Origin of the sequence: Paenibacillus oralis (genome assembly GCF_003863965.1) — a bacterium.
GTDB classification, from domain to species: domain Bacteria; phylum Bacillota; class Bacilli; order Paenibacillales; family Paenibacillaceae; genus Fontibacillus; species Fontibacillus oralis.
The window spans coordinates 5,693,665-5,712,743 of record NZ_RRCN01000001.1 but is presented as its reverse complement, the minus strand read 5'-3'; the positions used below and the strand labels follow the sequence as shown (position 1 = coordinate 5,712,743).

Sequence of the window (19,079 nt, the reverse complement as noted above, 5' to 3'; positions counted from 1 at the left end):
ATATAAACAAAAATAAAAATATGACACAATTCTCCTTAATTCCTTTGACTTTGAGAATGAAACAGGAGTATAATAATTCTATAACAGAGGAACAAGATAATCAAATTTTTAGTCGAGGTGAAAAAAATGAGCAAGATTCCTTATGAAGTATATACGGAGGAAGTCGAAGCTTTGTCCGTGCTGTCGCCGGCCGGTGAAATCGTTAACAAAGATAAACTGCCGGAGCTCTCCGACGATCAATTGAAAGAACTGATGTACCGCATGGTATTCACCCGTACTTGGGATGAACGCGCCATTAACTTGGGCCGTCAAGGCCGCCTTGGTTTCTATGCTCCGGTATCCGGACAAGAAGCGACGATGGTCGGCAGCGAATTTGCCTTGGAAAAAGACGACTTCGTCTGCCCGGGCTACCGCGATATGCCTCAGCTCGTATGGCACGGTTTGCCGTTGTATCAAGCTTTCCTGTATTCCCGCGGCCATCAGCATGGCGGACAAATTCCGGAAGGCGTCAACGTACTTATGCCTCAAATCATTATCGGCGCGCAAGTTTTGCATGCCATGGGCATCGCTATGGGCTACAAATTGAAGAAGCAAAAACATGTGGCCATTACTTATACGGGTGACGGAGGTTCCTCCGAAGGCGACTTCTACGAAGCATTGAACTATGCTGGTGTTTTCAAGCTGCCGGTCATTTTCTTTGTGCAAAACAACGGTTACGCGATTACGACGCCGTTCTCAAAACAAACGGCTGCTTTGTCCATTGCGCACAAGGCGGTTGCGGCCGGGATCCGCGGCGTGAAAGTCGACGGCATGGACGTGTTTGCTGTAATCGCGGCCGTTCGTGAAGCGGCGGAACGCGCTCGTAACGGAGAAGGCGCTACTTTGATTGAAGCGGTAACTTACCGTTTCCGTCCGCACTCCCTTTCCGACGATACTTCCAAATACCGGACGAAAGAAGAAGAAGGGGAATGGAGCGAAAAAGATCCGATTGCCCGCCTCGCCAAATATTTGGAGAAAAAAGGTCTGTGGTCTGAAGAAGATACGGCTCGCGTAAAAGACGAAGCCAAAGCGACCGTGAACGAGCAGATCAAAAAAGCAGAACAAACGGAAAAAATGACGATTCCTGGCTTGATCGACAGCATGTTCGAGAAAACGCCAAAACATCTGGAAGAGCAAAAAGCCGATTTTCAATAAGGTCAACGTCTAATCTAGTCAGATCGTTCTAAAGAGGAGGATATATAGAATGGCACAAATGAATATGAAAGAAGCAATTCGCGACGCGCTCCGCGTAGAACTGAAGCGTGATCCGAACGTCCTGATTTTCGGCGAAGACGTAGGTCATGTGGGCGGCGTGTTCCGCGTAACGGAAGGTCTGCAAAAAGAATTCGGGGAAGAGCGCGTGATGGATACGCCGCTGGCCGAATCGGCGATCGGCGGCATGGCGGTTGGCCTCGGGATTCAAGGTTTCCGTCCGGTAGCGGAAATTCAGTTTGTCGGCTTTATTTTTGAAGCGCTCGACCAAATTTTGGTGCAAGCGGCCCGGATGCGTTACCGTTCCGGCGGACGTTACCATGCGCCGGTCGTATTCCGCACGCCGTTCGGCGGCGGAGTCAAAGCGGCGGAGCTGCACACCGACGCTCTGGAAGGTTTGATCGCGCAAACTCCAGGCATCAAGCTGGTGATTCCGTCCAATCCTTATGATGCGAAAGGCCTGCTGATCTCGGCCATCCGCGATAACGACCCGGTATTTTTCATGGAGCATTTGAACTTGTACCATGCTTTCCGCGCCGAAGTGCCTGAAGAGGACTATACAATTGAACTCGGCAAAGCGAACATCGTTCGCGAAGGTTCCGACGTAACGATCATCGCTTACGGACTGATGGTACACACGGCTGTCAAAGCGGCGGAAGAGCTGGAGAAAACCAAAGGCATCAAAGCCGAAGTTATCGACCTGCGCACGTTGGTGCCGCTGGACATCGACACGATCGTCGCTTCGGTGAAGAAAACGAACCGCGTCATCGTTGTACAGGAAGCGCAAAAATCCGCGGGCATCGCCGCAGAAGTGATCGCACAAATCAACGAAAAAGCGATTTTGCACCTGGAAGCTCCGGTGCTTCGCGTTGCGCCGCCGGATACCGTATATCCGTTCGCGCAAATCGAGGATCAATGGCTTCCGTCTCCGGCTCGTGTCATCGACGGCGTCAACAAAGTTCTTGAATTCTAATTCGACGAAATAGGAGGTCATTACGGTGGCTAAATTTGAATATCGTTTCCCTGAGCTTGGGGAAGGTTTGCATGAAGGCGAAATTATTAAAATGCACATCAAACCGGGCGACAAAGTAACGGACGAAGATATCATTATGGAAGTGCAAAACGACAAAGCCGTTGTGGAAGTACCTTGCCCGGTAAACGGTACGGTACAGGAAGTGTTCGGCACCGACGGCGCCGTGTTCCGCGTAGGCCAAGTCGTCGCCGTGATCGACGCGGAAGGCGACATTCCGGAGCAAGCGGACGCTCCGGCGCATGACGAACCGGAAGCGGCAGCTCCGGCTCAAGCTGAAACCGCACCGGCAGCAGGCGCAGCGGCTCCGGCGGCAGCGGCAGCTCCCGCAGCGCCGAACCGCGAAGTATTGGCTACGCCAAGCGTGCGCAAACACGCCCGCGAGCTGGGCATCGACATCGCGCAAGTACCGGGCACGGGCAAAGCCGGCAAAATCACGCGCGAAGACGTTGATGCGTTCAAAAACGGCGGCGCACCGGCGGCAGCGGCAGCTCCGGCAGCGGCCGGCGCAGCGGCGGCGGCTCCAGCGGCTCCGGCACCTACCGCGATCGAAGTGGCTGACGAAGAAGAACGCGTACCGTTCAAAGGCATCCGGAAAGCCATTTCCAACGCGATGGTTAAATCCGCTTATACCGCGCCGCACGTTACGATCATGGACGAAGTGGACGTCACGGAACTGGTGGCATTCCGCACCCGCATGAAACCTGTTGCCGAGAAGAAAGGCATCAAGGTCACTTACCTGCCGTTTATCGTTAAGGCGCTTGTGGCCGCGGTCCGCAAATATCCGGCACTCAACGCGTCCATCGACGACGTAAACAATGAGATTGTTTACAAGAAACACTACGATATCGGGATCGCCACCGACACCGACAACGGCTTGATCGTGCCGGTTGTGAAAGCTGCCGACCGCAAGAGCATCTGGATGATCGCCGAAGCGATTTCCGATTTGGCGCTGCGCGGCCGCGAAGGCAAGCTGTCCGCGAACGAAATGAAGGGAAGCACGATTTCGATCTCGAACATCGGTTCCGCAGGCGGTATGTTCTTTACGCCGATCATCAACTATCCGGAAGTTGCCATCCTGGGCACCGGCCGGATCAGCCAAAAACCGGCCGTTAGAGACGGAGAAATCGTTGTTGCTCCGGTTATGGCCTTGTCGCTCAGCTTCGACCACCGTTTGATCGACGGCGCAACGGCTCAAAACGCGATGAACTATATTAAACAGCTGCTCGCCAACCCTGAGCTGCTTGTTATGGAGGTGTAATACCATCATGGTAGTAGGAGACGCATCTATTGATATTGATACACTGGTAGTCGGAGCAGGCCCAGGCGGATACGTGGCAGCGATTCGCGCTGCTCAGCTAGGGCAAAAAGTGCTGATCGTGGACAAATCCGAGCTTGGCGGTGTCTGCTTGAACCGCGGCTGTATTCCGTCCAAAGCGCTGATTTCGGCGGCGCACCAATATGAATCCGCGCAACATGCCGATGCTTTCGGGATTACGGCGGAAAACGTTAAAGTCGATTTTAAGAAAACGCAAGAATTCAAAAATGGTGTCGTCAAGAAAATGACCCAAGGCGTATCGGGTCTCTTGAAAGGCAACAAAGTGGAAGTATTCAGCGGCGAGGTTATGTTCATCAATGACAGCGAAGCCCGCTGCTTCAATGAACACGAATCCCCGCGTTACCGTTTCAAAAACTGTATTCTGGCGACTGGCTCCCGTCCGATTGAACTGAAGCCGTTCCCGTTTGGCGGACGCATCCTGTCCTCCACGGAAGCTCTTGAGCTGCAAGAAATTCCGGGCAGCCTGGTCGTCATCGGCGGCGGCTATATCGGTGCGGAGCTGGGCCAAATGTTCTCCAAATTCGGCACGAAAGTGACGATTATCGAAGGCATGGACAGCGTGCTGCCTGGCTTTGACAAGGACATGACCCGCCTCGTGGCGAAAAACATGGCCAAAACCGGCATTGAAATCGTAGCGAACGCGAAAGCCGAAAGCGCGGAGCAAACCGATAAGAACGTAACGGTGAAATACTCCGTGAACGGCGAAAGCAAAGAAATCACCGCCGATTATTTGCTGGTAACGGTGGGCCGCCGTCCTAACACGGACGGAGATCTCGGCCTCGATCTGGCCGGCGTGGAGTTGACTGACCGCGGTCTGGTGAAAGTCGATCATCAAGGGCGCACCAGCAACCCGAAAATCTTCGCGATCGGCGATATCGTAGCGGGCCCAGCGCTTGCGCATAAAGCTTCCTATGAAGGCAAGGTAGCGGCTGAAGCGATTTCCGGACTGCCTTCCGTTGTCGATTACAAAGCGATTCCTGCGGTTGTTTTCACCGATCCGGAATGCTCGAGCGTAGGTTACACCGAAAAAGAAGCGAAGGAAAAAGGCTTCAATGTGAAAGCCGGCAAATTCCCGTTTGCGGGCAACGGCCGTGCAACTTCGCTGAACCAGCCTGACGGTTTCATCAAAATCGTCGCTAACGCGGATAACAACGTTGTTCTCGGCGCACAAATCGTCGGTATCGAGGCTTCCAATCTGATCGCCGAGCTGGGCCTCGCGGTCGAAATGGGCGCAACGCTGGAAGATATCTCGTTGACGATCCACGCTCACCCGACGCTGGGCGAAATCGTGATGGAAACCGCGGAACTCGTGGAAGGCCATCCGATCCACGTCATCGCTCGCTAATTTACGCGTTCGCGGCAATTGATTTCCACTCCTCCTAAGAGGAAGTGTTCTCCTAAGCATATTTGGGCAAGGCCGAAGTTTTGGCCTTGCTTTTTTTTGTAAATTTTCGCGTTGTGGAGGCCGATGAGACAGGTTGAGAAGGGAGGAAAAGAAGGTTGTAGAGGCTAAAGGACACCAGAGACTCTATTGGCGGAAAAACGGAGGTTTACAAAATGTAACGGACTGAGATGACGCTATTTTGCTCGAATCGGCCCGAGTGAGCTGGTTTAGAGCGAAATAACGTCATTTGAGTCCGTTAGGCTGGGAAATATCCGGGAAATGGGCAAATAACGTCCCTGGAGTCCGTTAGAGCAGCATCCACAGGTTTGAAAGAGGCGAAAGTCTATTATTTCACGCCAAGCCGCATCCGGTAGCTGAACAGGATTTCGCGGGTTTCGCCGCCGAATGCTTGAATGACCTGGTCGCGGAACCGCTCCGCGGCGGCTGCAACCTCGCCAGCTTCTAATTTCAAAGCCGTTTGCAGACCACCTTGGCTGAAAGCCAGATTCGCATACCGGTCGGCATCGCAGCTTTCCCAATGGTGGAACACGATCTCCCGGGAAAAACGGAACCATCCGCTCTCGCGAATTTGCTGCAAATGCTTGTCTTTGGGCCATTTGTACGCTTGTTTGCCGCTTTCGGCCAGCTCGCTGGCCCGTTGATCGGCAAATTCGATGAGCCGCTCGTACGCCTCTTCAAGCTCGGGACCGATGGCCGGCGGCCAATCGCAATCATAGGCGGCGAACACGCCGCCGGGGCGAAGCACGCGGGCGAATTCCCGCAGCGTTAGCTCGGGATCCATCCAATGAAAAGATTGTGAGCAAGTGGCGATATCGACGGTAGCCGAATCGAGCGGGAGCTGGTCGGAGAGGCCTTGGACAAATGTCAGCTTTTCCGGGGAGCCCAGTTCCCGCAGACGGCTTAAAGCCACCTCGCGCATGTCGTCGTTTGGCTCGATGCCGATGACCCGCTCGGCATGCCCCAGCCAAATCATAGTGGAGAGGCCGGTTCCGCATCCGACATCCGCAACGTATTCAGGCGCTCGGCCCAAATACATCGTTAAGATTTTAGCGACTTCTTCCGGGGCTTGCGGGCGGCTCTGATCATAAAGCGTTCCGAAGCCGTTAAAACGGTCCACGTTATTTTGGCGAATCTGGCCGGTCATGGGAAATCACTCCTTCGGGCAATGAAATTTTAGGACATCGCTATGATTCGATTATACCTTGATTAAACAAACAAATTAATGCCCGATTGGTCCGCTTTGCCCAAATAATATCCGACTCCGCCGATTTTGACTCCGTCGATCAGCTCTTCCTTGGCGATGCCCATCAGGTCCATGGACATTTGGCAGGCGACGATTTCCACACCTTGGCTGATCGCGGTGTCCATCAGTTCTTCAAGTGAGGAGACGTTCCCCTTTTGCATCACGCCACGAATCATTTTGGCGCCCATGCCCATCATGTTCATGCGGGACAATGCCAATTTCCGGCTGCCCCGCGGCATCATTACGCCGAACATGCGGCCGATAAAGCTTTTGTTTACGGGTACTTTTTCCGGCTTGCGGAGAATGTTCAGTCCCCAGAAAGTGAAGAACAAGGTGACCTTCTTTCCGCTGGCTGCGGCCCCGTTGGCGATAATAAAGGAGGCGATCGCTTTGTCCAAATCGCCGCTGAATACGACCATCGTCGTACCCTCCGGAGATGCCGCCGGCTGCTCTGCATTTGCCGCCTCGCTGGCCATCGCGCCGTCCTTGCGCATATATGCTTCGATGATGCCGCTATCGTTTTTGCTGACCTGGAGCATCCGGTGTTTGGACATGCTGGCCCAGGCCTGCACATCCTCATAGAATCCAGGGTCCGAGGCGGTCACGCGCAAAACTTGTCCTTCTTGCAGCCGGTCCATCACTTGTTTCACTTGAATGAGCGGACCTGGGCAGCAAAGCCCGCAGGCGTCCAGCTCCGCGTCGGCGCGCAGCGGCTCGTTCGCCGCAGCCGGTCCATTTGCGGCTTGAAGCGGACTAGTCTCCTTGGACACTGCCGCGGCAATTTCCGCCTTTGCCTCCGCCGCGTCCAGCCGGTCCGGAAGCTGGGCTTTGCCCGGTTCATAGTTAGCCATCCGGTAAAGCTTATAACCGCCGGTCAGGTTGCGGACACGGTACCCTTTCTGCTGCAGGATGCGCGATGCGGTGTACCCGCGAAGACCGACCTGGCAGTACACCCAGATTTCCTTGGCCGGATCAAGTTCGCCGAGTCTGTCCCGCAGCTCATCGACAGGGATTAGCAGTGACCCCGGGATGTGGCCGCCCGCGTGCTCGATTTCGGAACGCACGTCCACAAGCAGCGTCGCTTGCTCGTCCCGTGCGGCCAAGTCTTTCGGCACGAAAACATTCGTGCGCCCGCTGAGTACATTTTCCGCCGTATAGCCGGCCATGTTCACCGGGTCTTTGGCCGACGAGTAGGGCGGGGCATAAGCCAGCTCAAGCTCCGTCAGATCCGTTACGGTACCGTGGAAGTGAATGACGGTGGCGATGTCGTCGATGCGCTTATCGACGCCTTCATACCCGACCGCTTGGGCTCCAAGCACGGTCCCATCTGCTTGAAACAGCAGCTTGATCGTGATCGGCGCGGCTCCGGGATAATACGAGGCATGGGAATTCGGATGCACGTAGATGACATGATAGGGGATTCCCAGGCGCTGCAGCGTTTTTTCGTTGTTGCCGGTGGATGCTCCCGTAAGGCCAAACACTTTGATAATCGAAGTGCCTTGTGTTCCTGTATAGGCCGTTCCTAGACCGCATACGTTGTCGGCCGCGATCCGGCCTTGCTTGTTAGCCGGTCCGGCAAGCGGAATCGCGGTTTTGGAGCCGTTCACGAAATCGGTAATTTCTACGGCGTCGCCCAACGCATAGACGCCTTCCAGGTTCGTTTCCAGCTTGTCATTTACGATAATATGGCCGCGCGGCCCCAGTCCGATTCCGGACTCTTTCAGGAAGGCCGTATCCGGCGCAACCCCGATGGCCAAAATGACGATGTCGCCGGCGAGCGACAGCCCGCTTGAGGTGCGGACCACGATTTGCTGTCCCATTTCCTCAAACGAAGTTACGGTTTGCGACATCAGCAGTTTAATGCCGCGATCTTCCAGCTCTTTGGCCAGCATACCCGCCATTTCTGAATCAAATGGCGCGAGAATCTGCGGCCCGCCTTCGATCAATGTAACGTCAAGTCCGATTTCTTTCAGGTTTTCGGCCATTTCTACGCCGATAAAACCACCGCCGATAACGATGGCCGAAGCAGCCTGTTCGTCGGCGACCCGCCGCTTGATGCGGTCGGTGTCCGGAATGTTGCGCAGCGTATGAATACGGCTGCTTTCGATGCCGGGCAAATTCGGCAGAATCGGTCTGGCGCCGGGCGACAAAATCATCGCGTCATAACTTTCCTCGTATTCACCGCGATCTTTGCTGCGGACGCGGACGGTTTTACGGGACGGATCGATGCCGATCACTTCGCTTTCGGTCCGGACGTCGATCTTAAAGCGGCGGTGCATGGCCTCCGGCGTTTGTACCAGCAGCTTTGCCCGGTCTTTGATAGAATCCCCGATATAATAGGGGAGTCCGCAGTTCGCAAATGAAATGTACGGGTCTCGTTCAAACATGACGATATGCGCGTCTTCATCCAGCCGGCGGAGTCTTGCCGCTGCGGAAGCTCCGCCGGCGACGCCGCCGATGATAAGCACTTTTTTGCCCATTTATTGTTCCTCCTCAAATAAGGTGCGGATCAGTTTTTTCACATGATCGTTGGCGATCCGGTATTTTACTTCCAGTCCGCTGCGCTCGGCTTCGACGATGCCCAGGCTGCGCAATTTCTGCAAGTGCTGGGAAACGGTTGATTGGGGCAGTTTCAAACATTCCTGCATGTAGGTAACGTTGCAGTCTTTTTTGTCCAGCAAGCCCTTAACGATGCATAGGCGAACAGGATGGGCCAAAGCTTTGAGTATGTCGGCGGCCTCCTGGTAGGCCTTGAAGTTGTTGTCCATCAATGCGCATCACCTCGCGTTTTTATATGTATCATTATATCGCAATATTACGATATAACAATATTGGATTGAGCAACTTTTTTTCATCTGCATCCGTCGGTAGTTTTGAAGGAGAATTCTGGAAAAGTAATGGAGGGGTTTAGTTGTTAGCGCGAAGTTCTATTATACCTATGCTTCTTTTGGCACTGCTCATGGCGCTGCAGGGCAGGGATCTCCAAGGGCAAAATGATCTCTTGGGCAAGTCCTATCCCGAGCAAATGTCGGCCCGAGAAGAGGACGACTTCCTAAAAGTGGAGGGCAGAGCCGTATTAAAAGAAGAGGGTACAAGTTATGAGCTGGAAGTTACGATCACTAACAAAACGGACACCATGGTTGACATCCTTGCCGATTGCGGCAGTTTTGTTACTTATGCCCCCGAATCGCCACCTCGAGAAGACTCGATGTGTGCGGCCGTTCATTCCATGGGAATCCGCAAAAATGATTCGGTAACGGAACAATATGACATTCCCCGCGAACATGTGCAAAACGGCACCTTAACCATCAAAGTAAGATATGAAGATGAAGGTGTTCGGGGGACCATCGAACTGCTTCTTAAATCGTCCGCGTCTCCGAAGATATAGTCAAACGGATAAATTTGAGAAAAAGACGACTATTGTGTGCGATCCCGCTTACAACTAGTCGTCTTTTTATTAAAGTCTGCAGCCTCAGATTTACGCCTACTTCGGCAGCTTTGCGGCCGCGGAGCTGATCGTTTGCGAGATTTTCTTCTCCCATTCGTATACTTTTCCCTGGGAAGCGTGAATTTTGTTCGTCTGATCGTAAGCCTCCTTAAGGCCGCTTACGGCCCCGATCGCGTCGCCGAGCTTAACGCTTGCTTTATAGCGTTTGTTCGCGGTTGTAACCGATTTTTTTGCCGCGGCAATCGTTTTGTTTTCCGCGGCAATCTGTTTTTTTAACGTCTGCACTGGGGCCAACGCTTCCTTCACGATTTTGGCTTTGGAGCTGGCCGCTTTTTTGGCGGCCGTCAACGCGTCTTTTTTGGCTTTGATTTCCGCTTTGGCCGACGTGGCCGATGGCTTGATTTTGTTGCGTTTTAATTTAAGCAAATCGGCGGTTTTTGTATTTTTGGCTTTGCCCGCGGCGGTAATCTGCTTGCCGAGATTGGAATACTGCTCGAGCAGTGCAGCGTGCTTACGCTGGACCGTTTCGGCTTCGGCGGACAAGCGGCTGATCAGGGTCTTGTCGATCGCTTTCACTTTGGCGTTCACCGCCTTCAACTCTGTGTTATTTTTCTTGCGAAGCTCGGTGATCGATGCGCTTTCCTGCTTAACGACGGCCTGCACCGCGGTGAGTCCGTCATAAACCGCGTCGATGCCGGACCAGGCCGCATCCCAGGAATCGGCCGCTTGGACCTGTACATTCCCCAAAAACATGAAGTGCAGGATCATGATCACAAGCAGCAGGCTACGCATTTGTTTCCGCATTTTCATACCTCATCAGCTCCTTAACTTTTTAATCATCTCCAGACACGCAAAAAAGCACCTCCAAGAAAGGCAGCAATTGCCTGTCTTGCGAGGTGCTTCACTCGCGAAACCTAATTCGATTTGGTGTATTTACTATAACCTTCCAGATGAAGAATGTCAACCTCTTTTTGCGAACTGGTGTTCCTGAACTACTGCTATTGAACGATATGGTGCTTACATCAGCCAGATTGAGGCCGATTTGGAATCAACACGGATGGAGGTGACATACTAAACCTAAACAGGGAAGGCTGGTGTACATCATGCTGCGCACAAACCTGAAACGTTTGCTGTTTGTCATTGGCGTTTGCTTGTTAACGATAAGCTGCCAAAGGCAGGAGGGCCCGAAAGAGCAAGATTTGCTCCGCATCCAAACCGCCGGAGAGCGGCAAGCTGCTCCGAAAAAAATCATTTTCTTTATGGTCGATTCCCTAATGGCACAGGCGATTGACCGCGGGATCCGGCAAAATGAGCTTCCGACCTTTCGATATTTAATTAAACATGGGCAGTATTTCAAAGATATGGTCAGTTCTTTTCCGACGATGTCTGTGACTATAGACAGCACCTTGCTCACCGGAGCCTACCCCGACGAGCATCGTTTGCCCGGATTAACCTGGTACCCGCAAGGCGGCGAAAAAGCGATCGGCTACGGCTCCGGACCGCTGGAAGTGCTGCTTCGAGGGACGCGGCCGGTGTTGATCAACACCTTGATTGAGATGAACGGGCGGCATTTGAACCCCTCGCTGCCGACGATTTACGAAGATTTACAGCGGCGAGGCGTGACCACCGGTTCGGTAAACGGCCTGATTTACCGGGGACTGTCGGAGCACCGTCTGACGCTGCCTGCTCCCGTATCGGGGCTAACCTCCTTGCCCAAGGAAATAACGGTTAAGGGACCGGATTTCCTGACATTTGGAGCTTTGTCGAACCCGCTGGCAGGACAGCTCTCTTTACCCGACGGACCGGCAAACCTGATGGGCTTTAACGACCGTTACGCGGTCGAAACCGTCAAGTATTTGATCCGGACGAAGCAGTTGCCTGACTTTTTGCTCGTTTATTTGCCGGAGCTTGATAGAAAGGTGCATAAACACGGACCGGCGGACCTAAGCGGGATCAGGGATACGGATCGCGAGCTGCGATCTATGCTGGAGGCTTTCGGGAGCATCGAGCAAGCGCTCAAGGAGGCGGTCGTTATCGTGGCCGGAGACAACGGGATGAGCCAGGTAGTGCCGAAGGAACAAGATCCGGCGATAGATCTGCCCAAGCTGCTAAGCCGATTTGAAGTGCTGCCTACGGGCGGAACCGTATCGGGGTCAACCGAGGTTGTTTTAGGCGTCAACGACATGATGGCCTATGTGTACAGTTTAAAGCCGGGGGCGACTTTAAAGGGGATCGCCGATGTTATAAGGTCGGACAAGCGGATCGATGCGGTAGCCTGGGAAGAGAACGGCCGGACGGTTGTTTATCAGGGCGGTTCGGCAAAAACGCTGGAGTTCCGGCAGGGAGGAGAGCTGACCGATCCTTACGGACAAACGTGGACCGTGAAAGGCGACGAGGATATCCTCGATCTGAAACGGGTGGACTCAGGCTCCGGGAAATCCAGGCTTACCTATGGAAAATATCCCGATGCGTTAAGGCGGCTGCGAGGCGCTCTGAACTCGCATCAGGGCCGTTTTCTGGTCGTCACCGCAAAACCGGGTTATGAGCTGACGGAAGCCGGTTCGCCGACGCATCCCGGAGGAGGAGCGCACGGCGGGTTTGATCAAGCGACCTCGCTGGTGCCGTTGATCATTTGCGGAACGGATAAGCGGCCGGAGCATTTGCGGATCATTGATTTGAAGCCCTTTTTGCTGGAACTGTCGGGTCAAGGAGGACGCGGCCGCCAGCGATAGGGAAAGCCATCAAGCCTTAAAACCTGCCGTCCCCCTCGTAAACGTAATGGCTTTCTTAAGCGGCGAAGTCTGCTATAATAGGAAAGATCAATCAAAGTTACGGGGTGTGTTATAGATGCGAAAATATTTGGACTTATTGGAAGATGTATTGAAGAACGGCACGCCAAAGGAGGACCGGACCGGGGTAGGGACCGTCTCCGTTTTCGGACGGCAGCTGCGGTTTGATTTAAGCGATGGTTTTCCGCTCGTGACGACGAAACGCATCCATTTGAAATCGGTTGTCCATGAGCTGCTATGGTTTTTGAAAGGCGATACGAACATTGCATATCTTAAAGAGAACGGCGTGAGGATCTGGGATGAGTGGGCCGACGAGAACGGCGATCTCGGCCCGGTTTACGGCTCGCAATGGCGCTCCTGGGAAGCGCCGGACGGGCGGAAGATCGACCAAATAGCCGCCGTGGTCGAGGCGATCAAGAAAAACCCGGATTCGCGCCGCCATTTGGTGAGCGCCTGGAATGTGGCGGAGGTCGACCGGATGAAGCTTCCTCCATGCCATTTTGTGTTCCAGTTTTATGTGGCGAACGGAAAGCTGTCCTGCATGCTGACCATGCGCTCCGTGGATACGTTCCTCGGATTGCCTTTTAATATTGCCAGCTATTCGCTGCTGACGCATATGATCGCCCAGCAATGCGATCTGGAGGTAGGCGAGTTCATCTGGTCCGGCGGGGATGTTCACATTTACAGCAACCATGTGGAGCAAGTCAAAACCCAACTGGAGCGCGAGCCTTTTCCGCTGCCGAAGCTGGTGATCAAACGCAAGCCGGATTCGATTTTCGACTACGTTTACGAAGATTTCGAATTTGTCGGCTACCAGCATCATCCGGCGATCAAAGCTCCGGTGGCCATATAGATTAGGAGGCAGGACGCGTATGAGCATAACGTTGATTTGGGCGATGGCCCAAAATGGAGTGATCGGCCGCAACAATCAGCTGCCCTGGCGATTGCCGGCCGACCTGAAATTTTTCAAAGCGCAGACGATGGGCAAAACGATGGTCATGGGCCGAAAAACATGGGAATCGATGGGGAGCAAACCGCTGCCGGGCCGCCATAGCGTGGTGTTGACGCAGGACATGTCTTATCGGGCCGAGGGAGCGGATGTCGTGCATACCGTCGAAGAAGCGCTGGGTTATGAAAAGGAAGGCGAAGAGCTTATGGTGATCGGCGGCGCAGGCGTATTTCGCCTCTTTTTTCCTATCGCCGATAAGCTGTTCGTGACCCGCATCAACGAGGACATTGAAGGGGATGTGCTTTTTCCTTCGCTGAATTGGGAGGATTTTGATTTAGTGCATGAACAGCAGGGGATTCGTGATGACAAGAATCCTTATGATTACCGTTTTTTGACTTACGAACGCCGCAAGTGATGTGAAGAATAATGCAAATTATCATATGATTAATCCATTAATATCGTTTCCCCCGGGTGCTAACATCAAGATACACTGACACGGAGAGTTAAAAAGTCCGCATTGATCAGTTTCAGGCTGTGAATAGCGGACTTTTTCAAGTCATAGCATCATTAGATAAGAACACGGATGGGGGAACGTATAGATGTCTACACCAACAGGATTCATGGAGTTCAAACGCGAGCTTCCGGGGGATCGCAGCCCGTCCGAACGGGTCCGGGACTGGGAAGAATTCCATAAACATATGTCAGAGGAAGAACTGCAGACGCAAGGCGCCCGCTGTATGGACTGCGGCACGCCTTATTGCCATACGGGCATCGACATGGCCGGCGGCACTTCGGGTTGCCCGGTGCATAATTTGATCCCGGAATGGAATAACCTCGTTTATCGCGGTTTGTGGAAGGACGCGCTGGATCGTTTGCACAAAACGAACAATTTTCCGGAATTTACGGGACGTATTTGCCCCGCGCCTTGCGAAGGTTCCTGCACCGTCGGGCTGATCGGTCAGCCCGTGACGATCAAAACGATCGAGCAGGCGATCATCGACAAAGGTTTTGAGGAAGGCTGGGTCGTTCCCGAACCTCCGGAGAAACGGACAGGCCGTAGAGTCGCCGTCGTCGGCTCCGGGCCGGCCGGATTGGCCTGCGCCGCGCAGCTCAACAAAGCGGGCCATGAAGTGACTGTGTACGAGCGTTCGGACCGCATCGGCGGTCTGCTGATGTACGGCATTCCGAGTATGAAGCTCGACAAGGCGGTCGTGCAGCGCCGCGTTGATCTGCTCGCCGCGGAAGGCGTGAAATTCGTCACCAATACGGAGATCGGCAAAGACATTAAAGCGCAGCAGCTTGTTGACGAATACGATGCGGTCGTGCTGTGCGGCGGCGCTACGAAACCGCGCGAATTCAACATCGAAGGCAGCGATTTGAACGGTGTTCATTACGCGATGCCTTTCCTGAACGGCACGATCAAGAGCTATCTGGATTCGGGCCTGCAGGATGGACAGTATCTGTCCGCCAAAGACAAGGACGTTATCGTGATCGGCGGCGGCGACACGGGCTCCGACTGCGTCGCCACGGCACTGCGCCACGGCTGCCGCAGCATCACGCAGTTCGGCACGCATGCCAAGGCGCCGCTGGAACGCGATCCGATCAACAACCCTTGGCCGCAGTTCCCGAACGTATACACGCTAGACTATGCGCAGGAGGAAGCCAAGGCGCTGTACGGCAGCGACCCGCGCGAGTTTTCGATCATGACGACGCGGTTTGTCGGCGATGAGAGCGGCAACTTGAAGGAACTGCACACGGTGCAAATCCGCCGAACCGTTGACGAAACCGGCCGCAAAATCTATGAGCCGATTCCGGGTACGGAGCGGGTATTCCCGGCGCAACTGGCGCTGATTGCCATCGGGTTCGATGGACCGGAATCGACAATCATAGGTGAGCTTGGCCTGGAAAAAGACCGCCGCACGAACGTAAAGGCGAAATACGGCCAATTTAAGACGAACGTCGATAAGGTGTTTGCCGCCGGCGACATGCGCCGCGGACAAAGCCTGGTCGTCTGGGCCATCAACGAAGGCCGTGCCGCCGCCCGCGAGGTCGATAAATATTTGATGGGCTCGACTGTTTTGGTGTAACTGGAAAATCTAGATTCTATTACGAGCAATAGTTGTGATATAATAGTAAAAGCTTACAAGAGCTGCGCGAAGCGCGGCTCTTTTTTAGGTGCTGCCCGTTTTCTTGTGTGGTGCGCGCTGAAATAACGGTAAAAAGTGTCGCTATCAGTGGAGAAGTTGCTTTTTTAAACGGCTTAAGGGAATTTTATGGCGTTATTTTTGAAGCCAATTGGGAAATAACGGCTTTTAAAGATGCGGCCGAAGAAATAAGGACATTAAATTCCTCTATTTCCTGCGGATGTGGCCAAAACAGTAAAATAACGTCATAAAATGCCGTTAACTCCCGATGCGGAGGTGATCATCCCACCACAAGCTTCGCTTATGATTTATGGTTGAATGGGCGAAAGTCAAAGTAGGGGACACCTGTAGAAAAAGAGACGGAAAGACAGAGAAAGAGGGACGTTCAAGCATGAAAACGCTCGTGATTGCCGAAAAACCGGATATGGGGCGGACGATCGCCGCCGTCATCGAACCGAAAGCGAAAAATAATCGATCCTATCTGGAAGGGGAACGGTACATCATCACGTGGGCGATCGGCCATCTGCTCGAACTTGCCGAACCTGATGCCTATGACGACAAGTATAAACGATGGAATTTCGGCGATTTGCCGATCATGCCGGAACGGTTTAAAATCGTGCCGAACCCGAGAACCAAAGATCAATTGAAGACGATCGGCGAACTGGCCAAACGCTGCGGCCAGATCGTTAACGCGTGCGACGCCGCGCGCGAGGGGCAGTATATTTTCGCTTTGATCCAGCAGCAGCTGCGCTTGTCCCAGCCGGTCAAACGGCTGTGGATCTCCGATTTGACCAGCGAGAGCATCGCCAAGGGTTTCGCGGAGCTGCATGAGGCTGCGGAGTTCGAAAACTTGACGCTCGCCGCCAGGGCGCGCAGCGAGGCCGATTGGCTAATCGGCATGAACGCTACGCGGGCGTTCACAACAAAGCATCGCGAGCTGTTGTCCGTCGGCCGGGTACAGACCCCGGTGCTGGCGCTCATCTATGACCGGCAGAAAGAGATCGAAAATTTCGATTCGCTGACGTATTACGAAATCAAAGCGGAATTTGAGCAGGAAACCCGTAAATACACGGGAACATGGCAAGGAGACCGCCTCACCGACGCGGAGAAAGCGGCGAAGATCGCGGACAAGGTGCGGGGGAAAACGGGCCGCGTCGCCGAATACGAAGTCAAAGAAACGAAAGAATATCCGTATAAGCTGTACGATCTGACGCTGCTGCAGCGGGAAGCCAACGCCAAATACGGCTATTCCGCCAAAAAAACGCTCGATCTGGCGCAGGGGCTGTACGAGCGGCATAAAGTCATTTCTTATCCGCGGACAAGCTCCAACTATGTGACGGAACAAAATATCGACGGCATGCACAAAGTTTTGCATATGCTCAAATCGACGCCGTATCAAACATTGGCCGAGGGCGGCAATCCGAAGCTGGTGCATGTGGGCAACAAATCCGTCTGCAACCCGGCCCGCGTGGAAGATCACCATGCGATTTTGCCCACGTTAAGACGGCCGGGCAATTTAAGCAAAGAGGAGCAAAATGTGTACGACCTCGTTGTCCGCCGGTTTCTGGCGCATTTTTATCCGCCGGCCGAGTACAAGCAGCATACCGTGTTGACCGAGGTGGAGGAAGAGACGTTCAAAACGAACGTAAAGGAGCTGCTTTCCCTGGGGTGGAAAGTGTGTCTTCCCGGCGACGAGGCCTCCAAGCCGAGCGGGCGCGGCAAGAAAAAGGACGAAGAGGAAGAGGCCGAGGAACTGGTCAGCGAGCCGTTTCAAATCGACCGGAACAAGCCGGCTCACTGCGCGGAAGCACAGGTTAAGGAGAAGGCGACCCAGCCGCCGAAGCACTATACCGAGGGGACGCTGCTCAAAGCGATGGAAAGCGCGGGCAAGCAGCTTGAGAACGAGGAGCTGCGCGAAGTGATGAAGGATGCCGGGCTCGGCACGCCGGCCACCAGGGCGGCGACGATTGAGCGGCTCAAAAAAGTCGGCTACATCACGATGCAGGGCAAAAAAATCACCGTTACGCAAAAAGGCCGGACGGCGGTGGAACTGATCCGCCGCGCCGGCGTCGAGCTGTTGACTTCTCCGGAAATGACCGGCCAATGGGAGAGACGGCTGTACCAAATTTCCCGCGGGGAAGCCACTCCGGACAAGTTCATGGACAATGTGCGGCGGTTTACGGTGTCGATCATCGATAAGGTGCGGACGCAGCAAAAAGCGGACGCCGCCTTGTTCGGCTCGGAAGACGAGGGTAAAACTGCGGGGCGCGGGCGCGGTAAAGCCGCAAAATCCGGCGCGGCAACCCGCTCCGCCAAGGCGGCGGGCGATCCGGCGAAAACGGCGGCTGCGCCAGGCTCCGCGGCCAAGCAGGCGGCCGGTCCGGGTCTGCAGCCGCTCGCCCCATGCCCGCGCGAAGGCTGCGGCGGCCAGATCATCGAAGGCCGCAAAGGCTACGGCTGCACGCATTACAAGCAGGGCTGCGGCTTCGTTATTTGGAAGGAGTTCAGCGGGAAGAAGATTTCCGCTTCCATGCTAAGCGCGCTCCTGACCAAAGGCCAGACCCAGCTGTTAACGTTCAAACAAGCGGGCGGAGAGGTAAAGGCGAGGATCGCTCTCGCCGACCGCAATACCGGAAAGCTCGCGCTGGAGCAGGCCGATAGTACGGCGGCCTCATCCGGTACATGAAGAGAAAAAACGCGACGAATAATGCCCTTCAGTTTAAAAGAACTGAGGGGCTTATTTTATGCACCTAGAAAACCAAACGGCAGTTTGCCTGATGTTACATTTATGCTTCCAGTAACTAGCAGTCCTCTTTATAAATACGGTTTAGGCTACGAGATTAGTGCTTGACAAAATAAATTATGACTTTGGACTAAGGTGGCTGTCTATAGCGTCCGTGTCTTGGTGTCCCTGTCTGCTTCCTTTGCACGATTATCCCTCTCGTTCAGGGGGGCAGGGGTTTGGGGCTAGTGTAAGGGATAAAGAAAAAAGAGATTTAGGAAAAGAGATGCGGAAAAAATGAGGCGGTTCAGGTGAGATTTATGGTTTGATCAGGGAACATATGTGCTTAAATTCTTGATTCAGGGGCGAGCGGACATGGAAGTCCATACCGTAACGGAGTCGGGCGAGCCGGAGCAGATCAAGATCCGCTTGGTGCCGCATAAACGGGGAAGCGAAAAAAGGGAAAACCGTCACGATCTAACCTCGTTCCTCAACGAGCATGTGGATGTCCGTACATCGGAGGTGCAGTCGTTCGCTCAAGCCTTTCGGCTGTGTGCGCTCGGTGCAGCCTGAATCCGTTTGCAGCAAGCACCTGCTGATTAAACGGGATAATCGTGCAAAGCGTCCGGACAGCGGATGTTGATCTGTCGACCAACCAACCTGCCTCCCCTGTCCTCTAATCAAAAGTGAAAACTTTATTTTGCAGGTGAACGGAATGAAGCAGGCGAGGCGGCCCACCGCCCCGGTTGATGTTTCCGG

General features: G+C 54.0%; 15 protein-coding genes. 11 read left to right on the top strand and 4 right to left on the bottom strand.

Features of this window, described 5'->3' with window-relative positions; translation table 11 throughout:
* Positions 1–126 precede the first annotated feature (126 nt).
* The 4 genes from pdhA to lpdA are packed head-to-tail and all read left to right on the top strand — an operon-like array spanning position 127 to position 4,965.
* Positions 127–1,194, top strand: a complete 1,068-nt coding sequence (pdhA, locus tag EHV15_RS25530; RefSeq protein WP_128633708.1) for a pyruvate dehydrogenase (acetyl-transferring) E1 component subunit alpha — start codon at positions 127–129, stop codon at positions 1,192–1,194.
* Positions 1,195–1,243: 49 nt separating this feature from the next.
* Positions 1,244–2,224 (top strand): alpha-ketoacid dehydrogenase subunit beta, encoded by a 981-nt coding sequence (locus EHV15_RS25525; RefSeq protein WP_128633707.1) that lies wholly within the window; start codon positions 1,244–1,246, stop codon positions 2,222–2,224.
* A 25-nt stretch (positions 2,225–2,249) separates the two neighbouring features.
* Positions 2,250–3,542, top strand: coding sequence for a dihydrolipoamide acetyltransferase family protein (locus tag EHV15_RS25520; RefSeq protein ID WP_128633706.1), 1,293 nt, complete (start codon positions 2,250–2,252; stop codon positions 3,540–3,542).
* Between the two features lie 7 nt (positions 3,543–3,549).
* Positions 3,550–4,965, top strand: a complete 1,416-nt coding sequence (gene lpdA, locus EHV15_RS25515) for a dihydrolipoyl dehydrogenase (RefSeq protein ID WP_036623095.1) — start codon at positions 3,550–3,552, stop codon at positions 4,963–4,965.
* Between the two features lie 385 nt (positions 4,966–5,350).
* Here the strand turns inward: lpdA and EHV15_RS25510 are convergent, their stop codons facing one another.
* The 3 genes from EHV15_RS25510 to EHV15_RS25500 form a co-directional block, all read right to left on the bottom strand.
* Positions 5,351–6,169, bottom strand: a complete 819-nt coding sequence (locus EHV15_RS25510) for a class I SAM-dependent methyltransferase (protein WP_128633705.1) — start codon at positions 6,167–6,169, stop codon at positions 5,351–5,353.
* A 62-nt stretch (positions 6,170–6,231) separates the two neighbouring features.
* On the bottom strand, positions 6,232–8,748 hold the full coding sequence (locus EHV15_RS25505) for a DsrE/DsrF/DrsH-like family protein (RefSeq protein WP_128633704.1): 2,517 nt from the start codon (positions 8,746–8,748) through the stop codon (positions 6,232–6,234).
* Complete coding sequence (locus EHV15_RS25500) at positions 8,749–9,036, bottom strand: ArsR/SmtB family transcription factor (protein ID WP_128633703.1); 288 nt, start codon at positions 9,034–9,036, stop codon at positions 8,749–8,751. It abuts the gene before it with no gap.
* Between the two features lie 143 nt (positions 9,037–9,179).
* Between EHV15_RS25500 and EHV15_RS25495 the strand changes: the two genes are divergently transcribed.
* On the top strand, positions 9,180–9,656 hold the full coding sequence (locus EHV15_RS25495) for a hypothetical protein (protein ID WP_128633702.1): 477 nt from the start codon (positions 9,180–9,182) through the stop codon (positions 9,654–9,656).
* Between the two features lie 96 nt (positions 9,657–9,752).
* Here EHV15_RS25495 and EHV15_RS25490 read toward each other — a convergent pair whose 3' ends face one another.
* The gene (locus tag EHV15_RS25490) at positions 9,753–10,526 is read right to left on the bottom strand and encodes a hypothetical protein (RefSeq protein WP_128633701.1); all 774 of its coding nucleotides are present in this window, start codon (positions 10,524–10,526) and stop codon (positions 9,753–9,755) included.
* A 293-nt stretch (positions 10,527–10,819) separates the two neighbouring features.
* Here EHV15_RS25490 and EHV15_RS25485 point away from each other — a divergent pair, with 293 nt between their 5' ends.
* From EHV15_RS25485 to EHV15_RS25455, 6 genes are all read left to right on the top strand, one after another.
* Positions 10,820–12,448, top strand: coding sequence for an alkaline phosphatase family protein (locus tag EHV15_RS25485; RefSeq protein ID WP_128633700.1), 1,629 nt, complete (start codon positions 10,820–10,822; stop codon positions 12,446–12,448).
* A 115-nt stretch (positions 12,449–12,563) separates the two neighbouring features.
* Positions 12,564–13,358, top strand: a complete 795-nt coding sequence (gene thyA, locus EHV15_RS25480) for a thymidylate synthase (RefSeq protein ID WP_128633699.1) — start codon at positions 12,564–12,566, stop codon at positions 13,356–13,358.
* Between the two features lie 19 nt (positions 13,359–13,377).
* Entirely contained in the window at positions 13,378–13,869 is a 492-nt protein-coding gene (locus EHV15_RS25475; RefSeq protein WP_128633698.1) for a dihydrofolate reductase, read from the top strand.
* Positions 13,870–14,053: 184 nt separating this feature from the next.
* Positions 14,054–15,541 (top strand): glutamate synthase subunit beta, encoded by a 1,488-nt coding sequence (locus EHV15_RS25470; RefSeq protein ID WP_128633697.1) that lies wholly within the window; start codon positions 14,054–14,056, stop codon positions 15,539–15,541.
* A gap of 448 nt (positions 15,542–15,989) precedes the next feature.
* The gene (locus tag EHV15_RS25465) at positions 15,990–18,284 is read left to right on the top strand and encodes a type IA DNA topoisomerase (protein ID WP_128633696.1); all 2,295 of its coding nucleotides are present in this window, start codon (positions 15,990–15,992) and stop codon (positions 18,282–18,284) included.
* Between the two features lie 411 nt (positions 18,285–18,695).
* Positions 18,696–18,893 (top strand): hypothetical protein, encoded by a 198-nt coding sequence (locus EHV15_RS25455; RefSeq protein ID WP_128633695.1) that lies wholly within the window; start codon positions 18,696–18,698, stop codon positions 18,891–18,893.
* Positions 18,894–19,079: the final 186 nt, after the last annotated feature.